Here is a 15,893-nt window from a genome sequence, read left to right on the forward strand (position 1 = left end):
TCCCGCCGAGGCGGAGAAGGCCCCCGAGGGCGAGCAGGCCTGACGCAGGCGTCGACAGCGGGGGCGGCGGTGACATGAAGTCCGCCCCCGCTGTTCACCCGTAGGTCGGCGCGTCGTACGCGCTCCGCGTTCACATGTGGAGCGCGCACCGCGCTGACCGGAAGATCTTCCAGACTTCGAGAAAGACTCACAGACTCATGGCGAACTACACCGCCGCCGACGTCAAGAAGCTCCGTGAGCTCACCGGCGCCGGCATGATGGACTGCAAGAAGGCGCTGGACGAGGCCGACGGCAACGTCGAGAAGGCCGTCGAGGCGCTGCGCATCAAGGGCCAGAAGGGCGTCGCCAAGCGCGAGGGCCGCTCCGCCGAGAACGGCGCCGTGGTCTCCATCATCGCCGACGACAACTCCTCCGGCGTGCTGGTCGAGCTGAAGTGCGAAACGGACTTCGTCGCCAAGGGCGAGAAGTTCCAGGCCGTGGCCAGGGCCATCGCCGAGCACGTCGCCAAGACCTCCCCGGCCGACCTGGAGGCGCTGCTCGCCTCCGAGATCGAGCCCGGCAAGACCGTTCAGGCGTTCGTGGACGAGGCCAACGCCAACCTCGGCGAGAAGATCGTCCTGGACCGCTTCGCGCAGTTCGCCGACGGCTACGTCACGGCCTACATGCACCGCACCATGCCCGACCTGCCGCCGCAGATCGGTGTCCTGGTCGAGCTCGACAAGCCGAACGCCGAGGTCGCCAAGGGCATCGCCCAGCACATCGCCGCCTTCGCGCCGAAGTACCTCTCCAAGGAGGACGTCCCGGCCGACGTCGTCGAGTCCGAGCGCCGCATCGCCGAGGAGACCACCCGCGCCGAGGGCAAGCCCGAGGCCGCCCTGCCGAAGATCGTCGAGGGTCGCCTCAACGGCTTCTTCAAGGACGCCACGCTGCTCGGCCAGCCGTACGCGCTGGACAACAAGAAGTCGGTCCAGAAGGTTCTGGACGAGGCCGGTGTCACCCTGAAGCGCTTCACGCGCATCAAGGTCGGCATCTGAGTCCGTACCGCGATCGACGCGCGACCCGCGGAGGAATCCCGATAGGGTCGACAGCAGTCGTCCGCGCACACCGCCACACCCGGGTGTGGGGCGGACGGCAGCAGATCTGACGAGGAGGCCATTGCCGCGCATGGGAGCGAAAAGCGACCCCATCGGCAATGGCCTTCTTCGTATGTGCACCATGTGAAAGAGGCGGGATTTCCGATGACCACCAAGGCCCAGAAGAGCGACGACGGCAAAGTACGCGGCCGGTTTCTGCTGAAGCTGTCCGGAGAGGCCTTCTCCGGTGGCGGGGGCCTGGGCGTGGACCCCGACGTGGTGCACAAGATCGCCCGCGAGATCGCGGCCGTCGTGCGGGACGGTGCGCAGATCGCGGTCGTCATCGGCGGCGGCAACTTCTTCCGTGGCGCCGAACTGCAGCAGCGCGGCATGGACCGCGCCCGCTCCGACTACATGGGCATGCTCGGCACGGTGATGAACTGCCTCGCCCTCCAGGACTTCCTGGAGAAGGAGGGCATCCAGTCCCGGGTCCAGACCGCCATCACCATGGGCCAGGTCGCCGAGCCGTACATCCCGCTGCGCGCCGTGCGCCACCTGGAGAAGGGCCGCGTGGTCATCTTCGGCGCCGGTATGGGCATGCCGTACTTCTCCACCGACACCACCGCCGCCCAGCGCGCCCTGGAGATCGACGCCGAGGCGCTGCTGATGGGCAAGAACGGCGTGGACGGGGTCTACGACTCCGACCCGAAGACCAACCCGGACGCCGTCAAGTTCGACTCGCTCGGCTACGGCGAGGTCATCACCCGCGACCTGAAGGTCGCCGACGCCACCGCCATCACGCTGTGCCGCGACAACAAGCTCCCGATCCTCGTCTTCGAGCTTCTTGCGGAGGGCAATATCGCCCGCGCCGTCAAGGGTGAGAAGATCGGCACGCTGGTGGGTGACCAGGGCAGCCGGGACTGACCGAACCGGCACACCCCGTCGCCCGGGGCACGCCACCTGTCCGAGGGACGGACGGGACGCGCCCTGGCCGGGGGATGGACAATGTCCTGCCGGTCGGGAACCGTGCAGGAAGAAGACGCGACGCAGCCGGCCGCCGCCCGATCGAGGAACCGCAGCCGGGCCTTACTCAAGACACGCAGGAGCAAGTGGTGATCGAAGAGACCCTCCTCGAGGCCGAGGAGAAGATGGAGAAGGCCGTCGTGGTCGCCAAGGAGGACTTCGCCGCGATCCGCACCGGCCGTGCGCACCCGGCGATGTTCAACAAGATCGTGGCCGACTACTACGGTGCCCCGACGCCGATCAACCAGCTGGCCTCGTTCTCCGTGCCGGAGCCGCGCATGGCGGTCGTGACCCCGTTCGACAAGAGTGCGCTGCGCAACATCGAGCAGGCGATCCGCGACTCCGACCTGGGCGTCAACCCCAGCAACGACGGCAACATCATCCGGGTGGTGTTCCCCGAGCTCACCGAGGAGCGCCGCCGCGAGTACATCAAGGTCGCCAAGGGCAAGGGTGAGGACGCGAAGGTCTCCATCCGGTCCGTGCGCCGCAAGGCCAAGGACGCCATCGACAAGCTGATCAAGGACGGCGAGGTCGGCGAGGACGAGGGCCGCCGTGCGGAGAAGGAACTCGACGACCTGACGGCGAAGTACGTCGCCCAGGTGGACGAGCTTCTCAAGCACAAGGAAGCGGAGCTGCTCGAAGTCTGATGAGCGACTCTTCCTGGGGGGCGCCGCCACACGGCGGGCAGGCCGGGTACTGGGGGCCCACCGAGCGTGGGCCCGCCCAGGGGGCTGCCCAGGCGGGTCCCGCGTACGATGCGCCCGAGGCGCAGCAGACTCGCCCCATGCCCAGCGTGCCCGACGAGCCCGCGTACCGCACAGACCAGGACGGCGACCGGGGGGCCGCCCGGCTGAGCGGCCCCTTGTTCCGGGACGAGCCGCAGTACGGCGCGCAGCCGTACGACACGCAGTACCCGCACCAGCCGCAGTACCCGTACGACACCCAGCCGCCGATCCCGCATCCGACCCAGAATCCGGAGTCCATGTCCGACGCCCCGCAGCCGGCGCCAGCGCCGCAGAAGAAGAGTGCGGGCCGTGACCTGAGCGCGGCCATAGGCGTCGGGGTCGGGCTCGGTGTGGTGATCATCGCGTCCCTGTTCGTCGTCAAGGCCGTGTTCGTCGGCGTGATCGCGGTCGCCGTCGTCGTCGGCCTGTGGGAGCTGACCAGCCGGCTGCAGGAGCGCAAGGGCATCAAGGCGCCGCTCGTGCCGCTCGCGGTCGGCGGCGCGGCGATGGTGGTCGCCGGGTATGTGCGCGGCGCCGAGGGCGCCTGGGTCGCCATGGCGCTCACCACGCTCGCGGCCCTGGTCTGGCGCATGACGGAACCACCCGAGGGTTACCTCAAGGACGTCACGGCCGGCGTCTTCGCCGCGTTCTACGTGCCGTTCCTGGCCACGTTCGTGGCGATGATGCTGACCGCCGCCGACGGCCCCTGGCGCGTCCTGACGTTCCTCCTCCTGACGGTCGTCAGCGACACCGGCGCCTACGCCGTCGGCTGGCGCTTCGGCCGGCACAAGCTGGCCCCGCGCATCAGCCCCGGCAAGACCCGCGAGGGCCTGGTCGGCGCGGTGCTGTTCGCCATGGTCGCGGGCGCGCTGTGCATGCAGTTCCTGATCGACGACGGCGCCTGGTGGCAGGGCCTGCTCCTCGGGCTCGCGGTCGCGGCCAGCGCCACTCTCGGCGACCTCGGCGAGTCCATGATCAAGCGCGACCTGGGCATCAAGGACATGGGCACCCTGCTCCCGGGCCACGGCGGCATCATGGACCGGCTGGACTCGCTGCTGCCCACGGCTCCGGTGGTGTGGCTGCTGATGGTGATCTTCGTCGGGTCGGCCTGAGCCGTGCCGCTCCGGTGAGGAGCCCGCCGTCCACCGGACGGCGGGCTCCTCGTCTGTGAAGGTCTGCTGGTGATGGGGAGGGTTTGCCGACCGTCCCTTGCGGGTGCGTCGCCCACTCGCGTAGCTACATGCGTCATGAACCTTTTCGGCCGCAACCTCACACAGCGACGCGCGGTGGCCGCCGCCCCGGTGGCGCGGGGGACGATGGACCCCGCCGCGCCGGCGATCACAGGTACCGCTGTGCTGCCCGACCCAGCCCTGTCCGCGCTCACCGGAGCGTGGATGATCGACCCCGCGCACAGCAGGATCGGCTTCTCCGTGCGGCACGCCATGGTGACGACGGTGCGCGGCTCCTTCCAGGAGTACGAGAGCCGGCTCTCCTTCGACGGCCGTGACCCGGCGCGCTCGCGCGCCGACATCGTGCTGTACACGTCCAGCGTCGACACCGGCGTCGAGCAGCGGGACGCGCACCTGGTGGGCCGCGACTTCCTTGACGCCGCGACGTACCCCCGGATGATCTTCACAAGCACGGCCGTGCGCCTCGTGGGCAAGGACGTGTACCGCATGACCGGCGATCTGACCATCAAGGGCACCACCCGCCCGGTCGACCTGGACCTCACCTACATCGGCCATGTGACCGACCCCTTCGGATACGAGCGCGTCGGCTTCGACGGCACCACCACCATCAACCGCTCCGACTGGGGGCTGACCTACAACGCCAGACTCGCCCAGGGCGGCGCCATGGTGAGCGAGACGGTCCGGCTCCAGTTCGACATCGCCGCCATCCGCGCCACCGCCTCGTAGCGGCGACCGGCGCCCGCAGGGACGGGTCCGGCGGAGTCGACTCGCGCCAGAAATCGAACACATGCTTGAATTCGAGTATGCGATCGATTCCCGCCGATCTGGCCCACACGCAGCAGGAGTGGCAGGCCACCTACCGGCAGCTCGCCGCAGCCCCGGGTACCGCGCTGCGGCGGCGCCTGATCCGCCTGTCGTCGCAGGTGCTGTTCCATCCGCACTGGCAGGGAGACGGGACGGCGGCACGGGCGGCGCTGTTCGCCTCCGGGCGGGGAGGCGGGAGGTGACGATGAGCGGCCTCATCCCGCGCGGGGATGGTGCGCGCCGTGTCCCTGCTGCCGCCTGACCCCGCCCGGCTCCGCGCGATCCTCGCCTACCTCGAGGAGCAGATCGCCAGGAGCGAGACGGTCGCGACCTACCTCCGGCTCCAGCGGGACGCGGTGGCCGCCGCGCTCGCCGACGTCGAAAGCCCGCCGCGGCACCGGCCGAGGCGCAGGCCGAAAGGCGGCACGCCGCTCCCCGGCTTCACCCCACCGCCGGTGCGGACCGGGTACGTCGTCCAGCAGAAGCGGACACCGGCCGGTCCTGAGCCCGCCCTCGTCCACCTGGCCGGCTGCGCCATGATCGAGGGTGCCGCGCACCCGATCAGGGCCGACGAGGCGCGGGCCGCGCTCACCGACCCGACCATCGAGCCCTGCACGTTCTGCCGCCCGGACACCGACCTGGGCATGGACCTGACCTGACGGCGACCGGCGGAGCCTCGACCGCATGTCGGTGTTCCAACGTCAAGGACGTGAGGCCGAAAGGCCGCTGCCCGCTGAGGCCGCTCGGTCAGTGCGTGACGCGTGCGGCGAGGAGAGCGACATCGTCGTGGAAGCATCCCCGGCGGTGGGTGAGCAGCGCGTCGCACAGACAGGGCAGCGGCTCGGTGGCCCGAGCGGCGGCGATCCGGGCGGCGTGCCGCATACCGTCCTCCAGGGTGTCTGCGGGGTGCTCGACCAGCCCGTCGGTGTGGAGCACCACCGTGGAACCCGCGGGGAGCACATATGCGCTGTCGGACCTGGGCAGGGCGGAGTCGACGCCGAGCGGCAGGCCCGCATCGGAGTGCAGATAGTGGGCCTGGTGATCGGCGGTGACCAGCAGGGGCGGGAGATGGCCGGCGCGGGACCAGCGCATCAGCCGTCCGCCGTCGGCCGCGGGCTCCAGGCGGGCCACCAGCACGGTGGCCAGTGGGCCTCCGTGCAGTTCGTGCAGGACTTCGTCGAGGCGGTGCAGGATGCGGCTGGGAGGGTCGCGCTCGTCGAAGGCGATCACCCGGAGGATGTTGCTGATCCGGCTCATGACGGTGGCCGACTCCAGACCGTGGCCCATCACGTCGCCGACCGTCAGGCACGGCACCTGCCCGGGAAGGTGGATCAGGTCGTACCAGTCCCCGCCGATCCTGGGAGCCTCGGTGGAGGGCTGGTAGCGGGCCTCCAGTTCAAGGCCCTTCATGCGCGGCATGCGGGGCAGCAGGCTCTGCTGGAACTCCTCCGTCGCCTGCCGCAGCCGCTCGTACAAGCGGGCGTTCTCGATGGCCACGCCGACCGCGGCGGCCAGCGCGATGACGATGTCCTGGTCCTCGTCGGTGAACGGGCCGTCCGCCTTGTCCGCCAGGTAGAGGTTGCCGTAGACGGTCTCCCGGACCCGGATCGGCACTCCGAGCAAGGTGGTCATGACCGGGTGGCCCTTGGGGAAGCCGACCGCGTGGGGATGGCGGGCCACGTCGTCCACGCGCAGCGGGCGCGGGTCGCGCACCAGCTCGCCGAGCAGGCCGGTGCCGTGCGGCAGCTCGCCCCCGGCTTCCCGGAACTGATCCGCGCCGAACCCCGAGGTGATCAGCTCGGCGAAGTCGCCGTCCTGATCCAGCACACCGACCGCGGCATAACGGGCCTGGACCATCTGCCGGGCGGTGTCCGCGATGGTGCGCAGGACCACGTTCAGGTCCAGGGCGCTGCTGATGGTGAGCACCGCATCGAGCAGTTGGTGCATCCGCCCCTGCGCGTGCACGGCCCGGCGCAGGCCGGCCTGGATCCGGTCCAGGTCCTCGGCGCCCCTTCGCGCGCGGTCCCCGACCGGCCCACCGCAGTGGTCGGGGACAGGCTCCCTGGCCATGCCGTTCTCCTCCTCGTGCCACCGTGTCCCCGCATCACCGCGAGTACCCGAGCAGGCACCACATCCAACCGCCCCCGGGCCGCGGCCTGCGCGGATCGCCGGTGAGCGCAGCGAGCGGGGCCAGGCGCCGGCTGCGCCCGCGCTCCCGCCCTCGGCCCGCTGGGCGCTGCCGCCGCCGACGCACGCCCGCATGCGGAGAGGGCCGGAAGCCGTCGTCATTCCTCCCGGCCTGCCGCACGTCTTCGGGGCGGCCGACGGCCAGGAGGCCGACGTGTTCGTCGTGCTCAGCCCGGGCATCGAGCGGTTCGGCTACTTCGAGCAACTGGCCGCCATCAGCCGCGGCGAAGCCGAGTTCGACTCGCTCCTCCCTGAGCAGGACCGCTACGACGTGCACTTCGAGAGCATCCCCCACTGGCGCTCGGCCACCTGAGCACATGCGGCGCCCCCGCCGACATCAGGCCGTCGCAGGTCTCGACAAGCCGGCACCATCCAGCAGCGTACCGACACGCCCCTCGCCGTAGCGCCGGTCCGTGACCGATGACGAGGGCCGGCTGAGCAACCCTGACGCCCACCGCCGACGACAGTCGTCCGGACCGGCGGCCCCAGGTCACCCGATTGGATCTGCGACACTGGTACCACCATGCCCAAGCCCGGAGAACTCACTTTCGTCGCGCCGCGCGGAGCCAAGAAGCCGCCGCGGCATCTTGCCGATCTCACGCCTGCCGAGCGCAAGGACGCGGTGGCCGAGATCGGTGAGAAGCCGTTCCGTGCCAAGCAGCTCTCGCAGCACTACTTCGCGCGGTACGCGCACGGACCGGAGCACTGGACCGACATCCCGGCCGGCTCCCGGGAGAAGCTGCGCGAGGCGCTGCTCCCCGAGCTCATGACGGTCGTCCGGCATCTGTCGACCGACCAGGGGACGACCCGCAAGACGCTGTGGCGGCTGTTCGACGGGACACTCGTCGAGTCCGTGCTGATGCGCTACCCGGACCGGGTGACCATGTGCATCAGCTCACAGGCCGGGTGTGGGATGAACTGTCCGTTCTGCGCCACCGGGCAGGCGGGACTGGACCGGAACCTGTCCACCGCGGAGATCGTCCACCAGATCGTCGACGGGATGCGGGCGCTGCGGGACGGGGAGGTGCCCGGCGGGCCGGCCCGGCTGTCCAACATCGTCTTCATGGGCATGGGTGAGCCGCTGGCCAACTACAAGCGGGTCGTGGGGGCCATCCGTGCGCTGACCGACCCGGCGCCGGACGGGCTCGGGCTCTCGCAGCGCGGGATCACCGTCTCGACCGTCGGCCTGGTGCCCGCCATCCACCGGTTCGCCGACGAGGGCTTCAAGTGCCGGCTCGCGATCTCCCTGCACGCCCCCGACGACGAGCTGCGCGACACCCTCGTCCCCGTCAACACCCGCTGGAAGGTGCGCGAGGTGCTGGACGCCGGGTTCGAGTACGCCGCGAAGTCCGGGCGCCGGCTGTCCATCGAGTACGCCATGATCCGGGACATCAACGACCAGGCATGGCGCGGCGACCGGCTCGGCCGGCTGCTCAGGGGCAAGCCCGTGCACGTCAACCTCATCCCGCTGAACCCGACTCCGGGCTCCCGGTGGACCGCCTCACGGCCCGAGGACGAGAAGGCCTTCGTGGCGGCCATCGAGGCGCACGGGGTACCGGTCACCATCCGGGACACCCGGGGCCAGGAGATCGACGGGGCCTGTGGTCAGCTGGCGGCCACCGAGCGGTAATCTGACGACGTCCATACAACTCCATATTCCGACAGGGGAGCGCCACAGCGCTGAGAGTGCGGCAACCGGGCCGCAGACCCTCTGAACCTCGCCCAGGTCATTCTGGGTAGGAAGTTCGGTCATCACTCGAGCTGTTGCGCCCTGCCCGGGCTCCCGCGCGGGAGCCCGGGCAGGGCCGCGTCTCTTCCTGGCCAACCCCAGGAGGACTTCGTTGAGCATCACCACAAGGCGGCTGGCGGCCGTGGCCGTCGCCCTGGGCATGGTCACCCTCGCCGCATGCGGATCGTCCGGCAGCCACGCCTCCGGCGACTCCAAGACCGTGACCCTCGTCAGCCACGACTCGTGGGCCGCCTCCAAGAGCGTCATCAAGGACTTCGAGAGGCAGTCCGGGTACAAGGTCAGAAACCTGCGGGACGGCGACGCGGGACAGGCCGTCAACAAGGCCATCCTGACCAAGGACAACCCCCAGGGCGACGTCTTCTTCGGCGTCGACAACACGCTGCTGTCCCGGGCCCTCGACAACGGGCTGTTCCAGCCGTACACCGCCAAGGGACTCGGCACGGTCGGCGCCCAGTACCAACTCGACAAGGACAGGCACCGGGTCACGCCGATCGACTACGGCGACATATGCGTCAACTACGACAAGAAGTACTTCGCCGACCACCGTCTCGCCCCGCCGCAGTCCTTCGCCGACCTGGCCAGGCCCGAGTACAAGAACCTGCTCGTCACCGAGAACGCGGCCACCTCCTCGCCCGGCCTCGGCTTCCTGCTCGGCAGCGCCGCGCAGTTCGGCGACAACAGCTGGCAGGACTACTGGAAGAAGCTGAAGGCCAACGGCGTGAAGGTCGTCGACGGCTGGGACCAGGCCTACTACCAGGAGTTCTCCGGCTCGTCGGAGGGGAAGAAGGCCGGTGGCGACCGGCCGCTGGTCGTGTCGTACGCCTCCTCCCCGCCCGCCGAGGTGATCTACGCCAAGAAGCGGCCCAGCACCGCCCCGACCGGCGTGGCCACCGGCACCTGCTTCCGGCAGATCGAGTTCGCCGGGGTGCTGAGCAACGCGAAGAACCCCAAGGGCGCCAAGGCCTTCATCGACTTCCTGCTGACCAAGGAGTTCCAGGAGGACATGCCGCTCAAGATGTTCGTCTACCCGGTGGTGAAGGGGGCCGCCGTGCCCGCCGACTTCACCAAGTACGGCCCGGCCGCCCAGCACCCCGAGACCATGGCCCCCGACAAGATCGCCGCCAACCGTGATCAGTGGGTCAAGACGTGGACCTCGCTCGTACTGAAGTAGCTCCCCGCCGACGGGACATGCGCGGGAGCGCGACGCGGCTCGGGCTGCTGGCCCTGCCCGTCGCGTTCTTCGCCGTGTTCTTCGCCTGGCCGGTGGCCGCGATCGTGGCCCGCGGGCTGAAGACCGACGGCGCCTGGCATCCCGGGCGGATCGCGGACGTGCTCACGCAGCCGGACATCCGGCACGTGCTGTGGTTCACCACCTGGCAGGCGCTCGCCTCCACCGCGCTGACCCTGCTGCTCGCCCTGCCCGCCGCCCACGTCTTCGCCCGGCTCGACTTCCCGGGCAAGCAGGTGCTGCGCGCCGTCGTCACCGTGCCGTTCGTGCTGCCGACCGTCGTCGCCGGCAGCGCGTTCCTCGCGCTGGTCGGGCACGGCGGGCTGCTCGACCGGCTGTGGGGCGTACGGCTGGACACCACGGTGTGGGCCATCCTGCTGGCCCATGTCTTCTTCAACTACGCCGTCGTCGTGCGGACGGTGGGCGGGCTGTGGGCCCAGCTCGACCCCCGGCAGGAGGAGGCCGCGCGCATGCTGGGCGCATCGCCCCTCCAGGCGTGGCGGAAGGTCACCCTCCCGGCCCTGGCGCCCGCCGTGGCCGCCGCCGCGCTGATGGTGTTCCTGTTCACCTTCACCTCCTTCGGCGTCGTCCAGATCCTCGGCGGGCCCACGTTCTCCACCATCGAAGTGGAGATCTACCGGCAGACCTCGGAGGTCTTCGACCTGCCCACGGCCGCCGTCCTCACCCTCGTCCAGTTCGTCGCGGTCGGCGCCGTCCTCGCCGTGCACGCGTGGACGGTACGGCGCCGGGAGACCGCCCTGCGCCTCGTCGCCCCGAACGTCACCGCCCGGCGTCCGCGCGGCGCCGGGCAGTGGGCGCTGCTCGCCGGCGTCCTCGGCACCGTCGCACTGCTGCTGGTGCTGCCGCTCGCCGTCCTCGTCCGGCGCTCCCTGGACGCGCCCGGCCTCGGCTACTACCGGGCGCTGGCGGACTCCGACGGCGGCACCTTCCTGGTCGCACCCGTGCACGCGGTGTGGACCTCGCTGCAGTACGCGGTCGCCGCCACCGCCATCGCGGTGCTGATCGGAGGTCTCGCCGCCGCCGCGCTGGCCCGCCGGGGCGCCGGGCGGCTGGTGCGGGGCTTCGACGCGCTGCTGATGCTGCCGCTCGGCGTGTCCGCCGTGACCGTCGGTTTCGGCTTCCTCATCGCCCTCGACAGGCCGCCGCTTGACCTGCGCCAGTCCTGGATCCTGGTGCCGCTCGCCCAGGCCCTGGTCGGCGCCCCCTTCGTCGTACGGACCATGCTGCCGGTGCTGCGCGCGGTGGACGGACGGCTCAGGGAGGCGGCGGCCGTGCTCGGGGCCTCGCCCTGGCGGGCGTGGCGGGAGGTGGACCTGCCGCTGGTGCGGCGGGCGCTGCTGGTCGCGGCCGGGTTCGCGTTCGCCGTCTCGCTGGGTGAGTTCGGGGCGACGGTGTTCATCGCCCGGCCCGACAACCCGACGCTCCCGGTCGCCGTGGCCCGGCTGCTCAGCCGCCCCGGAGACCTCAACTACGGCCAGGCGATGGCCCTTTCGACGATTCTGATGGTGGTGTGCGCCGCCGCGCTGCTGCTTCTGGAGCGACTGCGCACCGACCGGACGGGGGAGTTCTGATGCTGCTGAGCCTTGACGCCGCGACCGTGCGCCTCGGCGGCCGGACCGTGCTGGACGCGGTCGGCCTGGAGGTCGCCGAGCACGAGGTGGTGTGCGTGCTCGGGCCCAGCGGCAGCGGGAAGTCGACGCTGCTGCGGGCGGTGGCGGGCCTGCAGCCCCTCGACTCCGGTCGGGTGCTGCTCGGCGGGCGCGACCAGGCGGGCGTGCCCGCGCACCAGCGGGGCGTCGGCCTGATGTTCCAGGACCACCAGCTCTTTCCGCAGCGGGACGTCGGCGCCAACGTGGCGTTCGGGCTGCGGATGCACGGCACGGCCAGGGCCGAACGGGACGCCGAGGTCGGGCAGTTGCTGCAACTCGTCGGGCTGCCCGGGGCGGCCCGGCGGGCCGTGGCGTCCCTGTCCGGCGGCGAGCAGCAGCGGGTGGCCCTCGCCCGCGCCCTCGCCCCCCGGCCCCGGCTGCTCATGCTGGACGAGCCGCTGGGTCAGCTCGACCGCTCCCTGCGCGAGCGCCTGGTGGTCGAACTGCGCGAGCTGTTCGGCCGGTTGGGTACGACCGTGCTGGCCGTCACCCATGACCAGGGCGAGGCGTTCGCGCTGGCCGACCGGGTGGTGGTGATGCGGGACGGGCGGATCGCGCAGTCCGGGACGCCCCTGGAGGTCTGGCAGCGGCCCGCCGACGCGTTCGTGGCCCGTTTCCTCGGCTTCGACAACGTGGTTCCGGCGACGGTCGCCGGGACGGCGGCGGACAGCCCGTGGGGCAAGCTGCCGGTGCCCGACGGATCGCCGCAGGGCGCGCACACGCTGCTGGTACGGCCCGCCGGGGTCCGGCTGGTGCCGGCCGACACGGGACTGCGCTGCACGGTCACCGCCCGCACGTTCAAGGGCACGCATGTGGCCGTCCACCTCCAGCCCGAGGACGGTCCGCGGCTGGAGGCGGCCTGCGCGCTGCGGGACGCGCCGGAGGCCGGGGCCCGGGTGGGCGCGGAGTTCGACGCGGCGGACGTCGTCGTGCTGGACTGATCGGCCGCCCCTGGGGTGGAGCTCCGGCCGGAGCGGATCTTCTTCGGCCGGACACACGGCCGCGGCCCGTCCCCTGGGGATAGGGGGACGGGCCGCGGCGACGTGTTCCAGGTACGGCGTCAGCCGTTGTCGCGGGCCCCACGGCGGCGCATGCCGAAGAAGACCGCGCCACCGCCGACGACGACCAGGGCGGCCGCGATGCCGGCGATCAGAGGCGTGTTGGAGTTCGCACCGGTCTCGGCGAGGTTCGAGTCACCGGCCGCCGGAGACGGCGCGTTGCTCGACGTGGCCGCCGGGGCGGAGCTGGTGTCCGAGGCCGACGGGGTCGGGGTCGCCGACTCGGCCGGGGCGGACTTGGTCGGGGACGGCGAGTCGCTGGCCGTCGGCGTCGGGGACTCTTCCTTCTTGCAGGCGGTGGCCGGGGTGACCAGGTCCGGGGTGAACTTGTCGAAGTTGAACCGGCCGCTCTTGACCTTGACCTCGACGCGGTAGGTGGTGGAGGCCTTCCAGTCCACGTCGATCGGGGTCTGCGTGCCCTGGGCGGAGCCCGTCACGTCCGCCTCGGCGACCTGCGTCTCGACGGCGTCGTTCTTCTCGAAGACGATGACGTGAGCCTTGGTGCGGGACGAGTCCTTGTCGGTGATGACGATCTGACCCTTGTCACCGGTGCACGTGGCCTCGGCCTTGAAGTCACCGATGCTGCACGCGAACGCGGAGCTGGACAGACCCAGCACCACCGCGGCCGAGGCGGAGGCAACACCCAGGATGCGCACGGAACGACGTGCGCTACGGCGAGTTATGGACACGTTTGTCCTTTACAGAGCATAACTGCGGGGGGCTAGAGGGGAGTTGGAGCGACGAATGAGGTGAGGCCCCAGCACCCCCAGGAGGATCACAGGTCTATAAGCGCTCCATAAGGAGTGTCAATGCATATGCCCCCGACAGCCGTTGGCTTTACCTTCTTATTAACCGCCGAGACGTTTGATCGCCTCCGGAGCCTGCTCGATCCGGTCAACGAGGGCGATTCGGGACTCCATCGCCCGGCCCTCGGCGAGCGACCGCAGCAGCGGCCAGGCCGGCAGCCGCCGGGTCCAGTGCTCCCGGTCCACGAGCACCATCGGCGTCGGCTCGCCGCGGGACTCGTAGTAGTTCGGCGTCGCGTTGTCGAAGATCTCCTGTACGGTCCCGGCGGCGCCCGGCAGGAACACCACCCCGGCGGTGGAGCGGGCCAGCAGGCCGTCCTCGCGGGTGGCGTTGGCGAAGTATTTGGCTATGTGCGCGGCGAAGGCGTTCGGCGGCTCGTGGCCGTAGAACCAGGTGGGGATGCCCACCGACTCCCCGCCGCCGGGCCAGCGCTCGCGCACCTCGAAGGCGGCCCGCGCCCAGTCGGTGACCGACGGCCGGAAGGAAGGCGCCTTGGCGAGGAGTTCGAGCGACTCCGTCAGCATGTCGTCCGCGAAGGGAGCGGCGTACGCGCCGAGGTTCGCCGCCTCCATCGCGCCCGGTCCGCCGCCGGTGGCGACCGTGAACCCGGCGCGGGTCAGCTCGCGGCCCAGGCGGGCCGCGCCCGCGTACTCGGCGCTGCCGCGGGCCATCGCGTGGCCGCCCATGACACCCACCACGCGGGCGCCGTCGAGGAGTTCGTCGAGCGCGTCGGAGACCGCGTCGTCGTGGATGGCGCGGAGCATGGAGGAGAAGACGTCACCGTCCGCCTTGGTCCGCCGGAACCAGGCGTAGGCCCGCGCGTCCGGCGTCGCCTCGTAGCCCTCCTCCAGGGACTCGAACAACTCGACGGGCGTGTAGGCGAAGCCCCGGTACGGGTCGAAGGGCAGGCCCGGGACGGGTGGGAAGACGAGGGCGCCGGCCGAGCGGACGTGGGCGGCGGCCTCGGGGGCCATCGGGCAGCCGAGGAAGACGGCGCCCGTGGTGTCGAGGCGGAGCAGCGCGCTCGTACGTGCCGTCAGGTCCACGGCCTGGACGCGGTATCGGGCGAGGGTGCCCTGCTCGGCGACGACCTCGTCGAACTCGGCGAGCGACTCGATCTCCCGGGCACGGGCAGGGGCCGCGCGGCGCGGCTGGGCGGGTGTCGGATGCACCCGCCCATGCTACGTACGGCAGTTCGGACGGCCGGGGTCAGCCCTGGATGGCCGCCGGGTCCATCCACATGATTTCCCAGGTGTGGCCGTCGAGGTCGTCGAAGGCGCGGCCGTACATGAAGCCGTGGTCCTGCTTCTCGCCGCTCTCCGTGCCGCCGGCCGCGACGGCCTTGGCGACCAGCTCGTCGACCTTCTCGCGGCTCTCGGCGCTCAGGCAGATCAGCACCTCGCTGGTCGCCGTCGCGTCGGCGATCTGCTTCTTGGTGAAGCTCGCGTAGAAGGGCTTGGTGAGCAGCATCGCCACGATGGTGTCGCTGATCACCACGGAGGCGGCCTTCTCGTCGCTGAACTGCGGGTTGATCGTGTAGCCCAGCTCGGTGAAGAACTTCTTCGAGGCGTCGAGGTCGTTCACGGGCAGGTTCACGAAGATCATCTGCTGGTACATGGGGTGGTGTCTCCCGGTTCGGGTGCCGACTTCTTCGCCGGGGTAGACACCGGCGCCCACCGGAACTCATCGGTGGGCCGGAATTTTTTTCCACGGTGGGCCGGCACTTCTTCTCTCAGTCGGCGAGCGGGAGCGCCGCCAGGGCGGCGACGGCCAGGGTGAGGGGGCCGAAGAGGGTGAGGAGGGCGGCTGCGCGCAGGGCCGCGGCGGCGCGCAGCACCATGGCCGGGGCGCCGAGGCGGAGCAGGGCCGCGGTGGTGTCGGCGCGGCACTGCCGGGTCTCGACGGCCACGGTCAGCAGGGTCGCGACCGCGCAGCCTACGACGACGAGCGCGCCGAGGACGCGCAGCGGGCCGAAGGAGGGCGCGGGGGAGTCGTAGAGGGCGGTCGTCGCACAGCCGGCCGCCACGACCGCGCACAGCACGCCGAGGGGGCGGCCGATCCGGGTGGCCTCCGCCATCAGCACGCGGCCCGCGAGCAGCCGCAGGGCGCCGGGGCGGACGGCCTGCAGCAGCCGGCCGCACAGGTGGGTGAGGCCCGGCGCGGCGACGACGAGCCCGGCGGCGGTGAGGACCCAGCCGAGGAGGACGGGGACGGCCTGCCCGGAGAACGTGGTCAGGGAGGCAGCGGGGGCGCCCTCGCCCGCGTAGGCCGGTACCGCGAGGCCGGCGGCGAGCAGGGTGATGCCCCAGGGCAGGCCGGTCGGGGCGTCGCCGGGTGCGGGCACGGCGCCCCGATCTCGGAGGCCACCTCGGCCAGCA

General features: G+C 71.2%; 16 protein-coding genes, 1 pseudogene and 1 riboswitch. Of the genes and pseudogenes, 12 read left to right on the forward strand and 5 right to left on the reverse strand.

The genetic code is table 11. The annotated features are described in order from the left end of the window. Nucleotides 1-197 precede the first annotated feature (197 nt). From tsf to ACLU3S_RS29465, 7 genes are all read left to right on the forward strand, one after another. The gene (tsf, locus tag ACLU3S_RS29435; protein ID WP_413955004.1) at nucleotides 198-1,034 is read left to right on the forward strand and encodes a translation elongation factor Ts; all 837 of its coding nucleotides are present in this window, start codon (nucleotides 198-200) and stop codon (nucleotides 1,032-1,034) included. Nucleotides 1,035-1,238: 204 nt separating this feature from the next. Continuing rightward, entirely contained in the window at nucleotides 1,239-1,997 is a 759-nt protein-coding gene (gene pyrH, locus ACLU3S_RS29440; protein WP_413955005.1) for a UMP kinase, read from the forward strand. Between the two features lie 188 nt (nucleotides 1,998-2,185). Continuing rightward, a complete protein-coding gene (gene frr / locus ACLU3S_RS29445) occupies nucleotides 2,186-2,743 on the forward strand; it encodes a ribosome recycling factor (RefSeq protein WP_039656445.1) in 558 nt (185 codons plus the stop codon). After that, the gene (locus tag ACLU3S_RS29450; protein WP_413955006.1) at nucleotides 2,743-3,933 is read left to right on the forward strand and encodes a phosphatidate cytidylyltransferase; all 1,191 of its coding nucleotides are present in this window, start codon (nucleotides 2,743-2,745) and stop codon (nucleotides 3,931-3,933) included. Before frr ends, ACLU3S_RS29450 begins: the two co-directional genes overlap by 1 nt. A 135-nt stretch (nucleotides 3,934-4,068) precedes the next feature. Then, a complete protein-coding gene (locus ACLU3S_RS29455) occupies nucleotides 4,069-4,737 on the forward strand; it encodes a YceI family protein (protein ID WP_413955007.1) in 669 nt (222 codons plus the stop codon). Between the two features lie 77 nt (nucleotides 4,738-4,814). Continuing rightward, nucleotides 4,815-5,018, forward strand: coding sequence for a hypothetical protein (locus tag ACLU3S_RS29460; protein WP_413955008.1), 204 nt, complete (start codon nucleotides 4,815-4,817; stop codon nucleotides 5,016-5,018). A gap of 39 nt (nucleotides 5,019-5,057) precedes the next feature. Further along, nucleotides 5,058-5,474, forward strand: a complete 417-nt coding sequence (locus ACLU3S_RS29465) for a DUF6233 domain-containing protein (RefSeq protein WP_413955009.1) — start codon at nucleotides 5,058-5,060, stop codon at nucleotides 5,472-5,474. 88 nt (nucleotides 5,475-5,562) lie between these two features. Here the strand turns inward: ACLU3S_RS29465 and ACLU3S_RS29470 are convergent, their stop codons facing one another. Continuing rightward, nucleotides 5,563-6,885, reverse strand: coding sequence for a PP2C family protein-serine/threonine phosphatase (locus ACLU3S_RS29470; RefSeq protein WP_413955010.1), 1,323 nt, complete (start codon nucleotides 6,883-6,885; stop codon nucleotides 5,563-5,565). A gap of 190 nt (nucleotides 6,886-7,075) precedes the next feature. Here ACLU3S_RS29470 and ACLU3S_RS29475 point away from each other — a divergent pair, with 190 nt between their 5' ends. From ACLU3S_RS29475 to ACLU3S_RS29495, 5 genes are all read left to right on the forward strand, one after another. Continuing rightward, nucleotides 7,076-7,315 carry a hypothetical protein gene (locus tag ACLU3S_RS29475; RefSeq protein WP_413955011.1) on the forward strand — a complete coding sequence of 80 codons (240 nt, stop codon included), beginning with the start codon at nucleotides 7,076-7,078 and terminating at the stop codon, nucleotides 7,313-7,315. A gap of 210 nt (nucleotides 7,316-7,525) precedes the next feature. Then, a complete protein-coding gene (gene rlmN / locus ACLU3S_RS29480; RefSeq protein WP_413955012.1) occupies nucleotides 7,526-8,632 on the forward strand; it encodes a 23S rRNA (adenine(2503)-C(2))-methyltransferase RlmN in 1,107 nt (368 codons plus the stop codon). Nucleotides 8,633-8,655: 23 nt separating this feature from the next. Further along, a riboswitch (TPP riboswitch) is annotated at nucleotides 8,656-8,763 on the forward strand. 128 nt (nucleotides 8,764-8,891) lie between these two features. Beyond that, nucleotides 8,892-9,923, forward strand: coding sequence for a thiamine ABC transporter substrate binding subunit (locus ACLU3S_RS29485; RefSeq protein ID WP_413955018.1), 1,032 nt, complete (start codon nucleotides 8,892-8,894; stop codon nucleotides 9,921-9,923). Between the two features lie 17 nt (nucleotides 9,924-9,940). Continuing rightward, on the forward strand, nucleotides 9,941-11,572 hold the full coding sequence (locus tag ACLU3S_RS29490; RefSeq protein ID WP_413955013.1) for an ABC transporter permease: 1,632 nt from the start codon (nucleotides 9,941-9,943) through the stop codon (nucleotides 11,570-11,572). Further along, nucleotides 11,572-12,591, forward strand: a complete 1,020-nt coding sequence (locus ACLU3S_RS29495) for an ABC transporter ATP-binding protein (protein ID WP_413955014.1) — start codon at nucleotides 11,572-11,574, stop codon at nucleotides 12,589-12,591. The genes ACLU3S_RS29490 and ACLU3S_RS29495 overlap by 1 nt, the downstream gene beginning before the upstream one ends. Before the next feature lie 119 nt (nucleotides 12,592-12,710). On the opposite strand, the gene ACLU3S_RS29500 is transcribed toward ACLU3S_RS29495, so the two are convergent. From ACLU3S_RS29500 to ACLU3S_RS29515, 4 genes and pseudogenes are all read right to left on the reverse strand, one after another. Continuing rightward, the gene (locus ACLU3S_RS29500) at nucleotides 12,711-13,364 is read right to left on the reverse strand and encodes an LAETG motif-containing sortase-dependent surface protein (RefSeq protein ID WP_413955015.1); all 654 of its coding nucleotides are present in this window, start codon (nucleotides 13,362-13,364) and stop codon (nucleotides 12,711-12,713) included. Between the two features lie 192 nt (nucleotides 13,365-13,556). Further along, nucleotides 13,557-14,687 (reverse strand): LOG family protein, encoded by a 1,131-nt coding sequence (locus tag ACLU3S_RS29505; protein ID WP_413955016.1) that lies wholly within the window; start codon nucleotides 14,685-14,687, stop codon nucleotides 13,557-13,559. A 37-nt stretch (nucleotides 14,688-14,724) separates the two neighbouring features. Then, nucleotides 14,725-15,132 (reverse strand): VOC family protein, encoded by a 408-nt coding sequence (locus ACLU3S_RS29510; RefSeq protein WP_413955017.1) that lies wholly within the window; start codon nucleotides 15,130-15,132, stop codon nucleotides 14,725-14,727. A gap of 115 nt (nucleotides 15,133-15,247) precedes the next feature. Then, nucleotides 15,248-15,893, reverse strand: a pseudogene (locus ACLU3S_RS29515) (hypothetical protein); the annotation flags it as partial.

Origin of the sequence: Streptomyces sp. AF1A (genome assembly GCF_047340315.1) — a bacterium.
GTDB lineage: Bacteria > Actinomycetota > Actinomycetes > Streptomycetales > Streptomycetaceae > Streptomyces.

Coding starts and splice junctions, on each gene's coding strand:
- tsf (WP_413955004.1), top strand. CDS start 198: ATGGCGAACTACACCGCCGCCGACGTCAAGAAGCTCCGTGAGCTCACC.
- pyrH (WP_413955005.1), top strand. CDS start 1,239: ATGACCACCAAGGCCCAGAAGAGCGACGACGGCAAAGTACGCGGCCGG.
- ACLU3S_RS29450 (WP_413955006.1), top strand. CDS start 2,743: ATGAGCGACTCTTCCTGGGGGGCGCCGCCACACGGCGGGCAGGCCGGG.
- ACLU3S_RS29455 (WP_413955007.1), top strand. CDS start 4,069: ATGAACCTTTTCGGCCGCAACCTCACACAGCGACGCGCGGTGGCCGCC.
- ACLU3S_RS29460 (WP_413955008.1), top strand. CDS start 4,815: ATGCGATCGATTCCCGCCGATCTGGCCCACACGCAGCAGGAGTGGCAG.
- ACLU3S_RS29470 (WP_413955010.1), bottom strand. CDS start 6,885: ATGGCCAGGGAGCCTGTCCCCGACCACTGCGGTGGGCCGGTCGGGGAC.
- ACLU3S_RS29475 (WP_413955011.1), top strand. CDS start 7,076: ATGCGGAGAGGGCCGGAAGCCGTCGTCATTCCTCCCGGCCTGCCGCAC.
- rlmN (WP_413955012.1), top strand. CDS start 7,526: ATGCCCAAGCCCGGAGAACTCACTTTCGTCGCGCCGCGCGGAGCCAAG.
- ACLU3S_RS29485 (WP_413955018.1), top strand. CDS start 8,892: ATGGTCACCCTCGCCGCATGCGGATCGTCCGGCAGCCACGCCTCCGGC.
- ACLU3S_RS29490 (WP_413955013.1), top strand. CDS start 9,941: ATGCGCGGGAGCGCGACGCGGCTCGGGCTGCTGGCCCTGCCCGTCGCG.
- ACLU3S_RS29495 (WP_413955014.1), top strand. CDS start 11,572: ATGCTGCTGAGCCTTGACGCCGCGACCGTGCGCCTCGGCGGCCGGACC.
- ACLU3S_RS29510 (WP_413955017.1), bottom strand. CDS start 15,132: ATGTACCAGCAGATGATCTTCGTGAACCTGCCCGTGAACGACCTCGAC.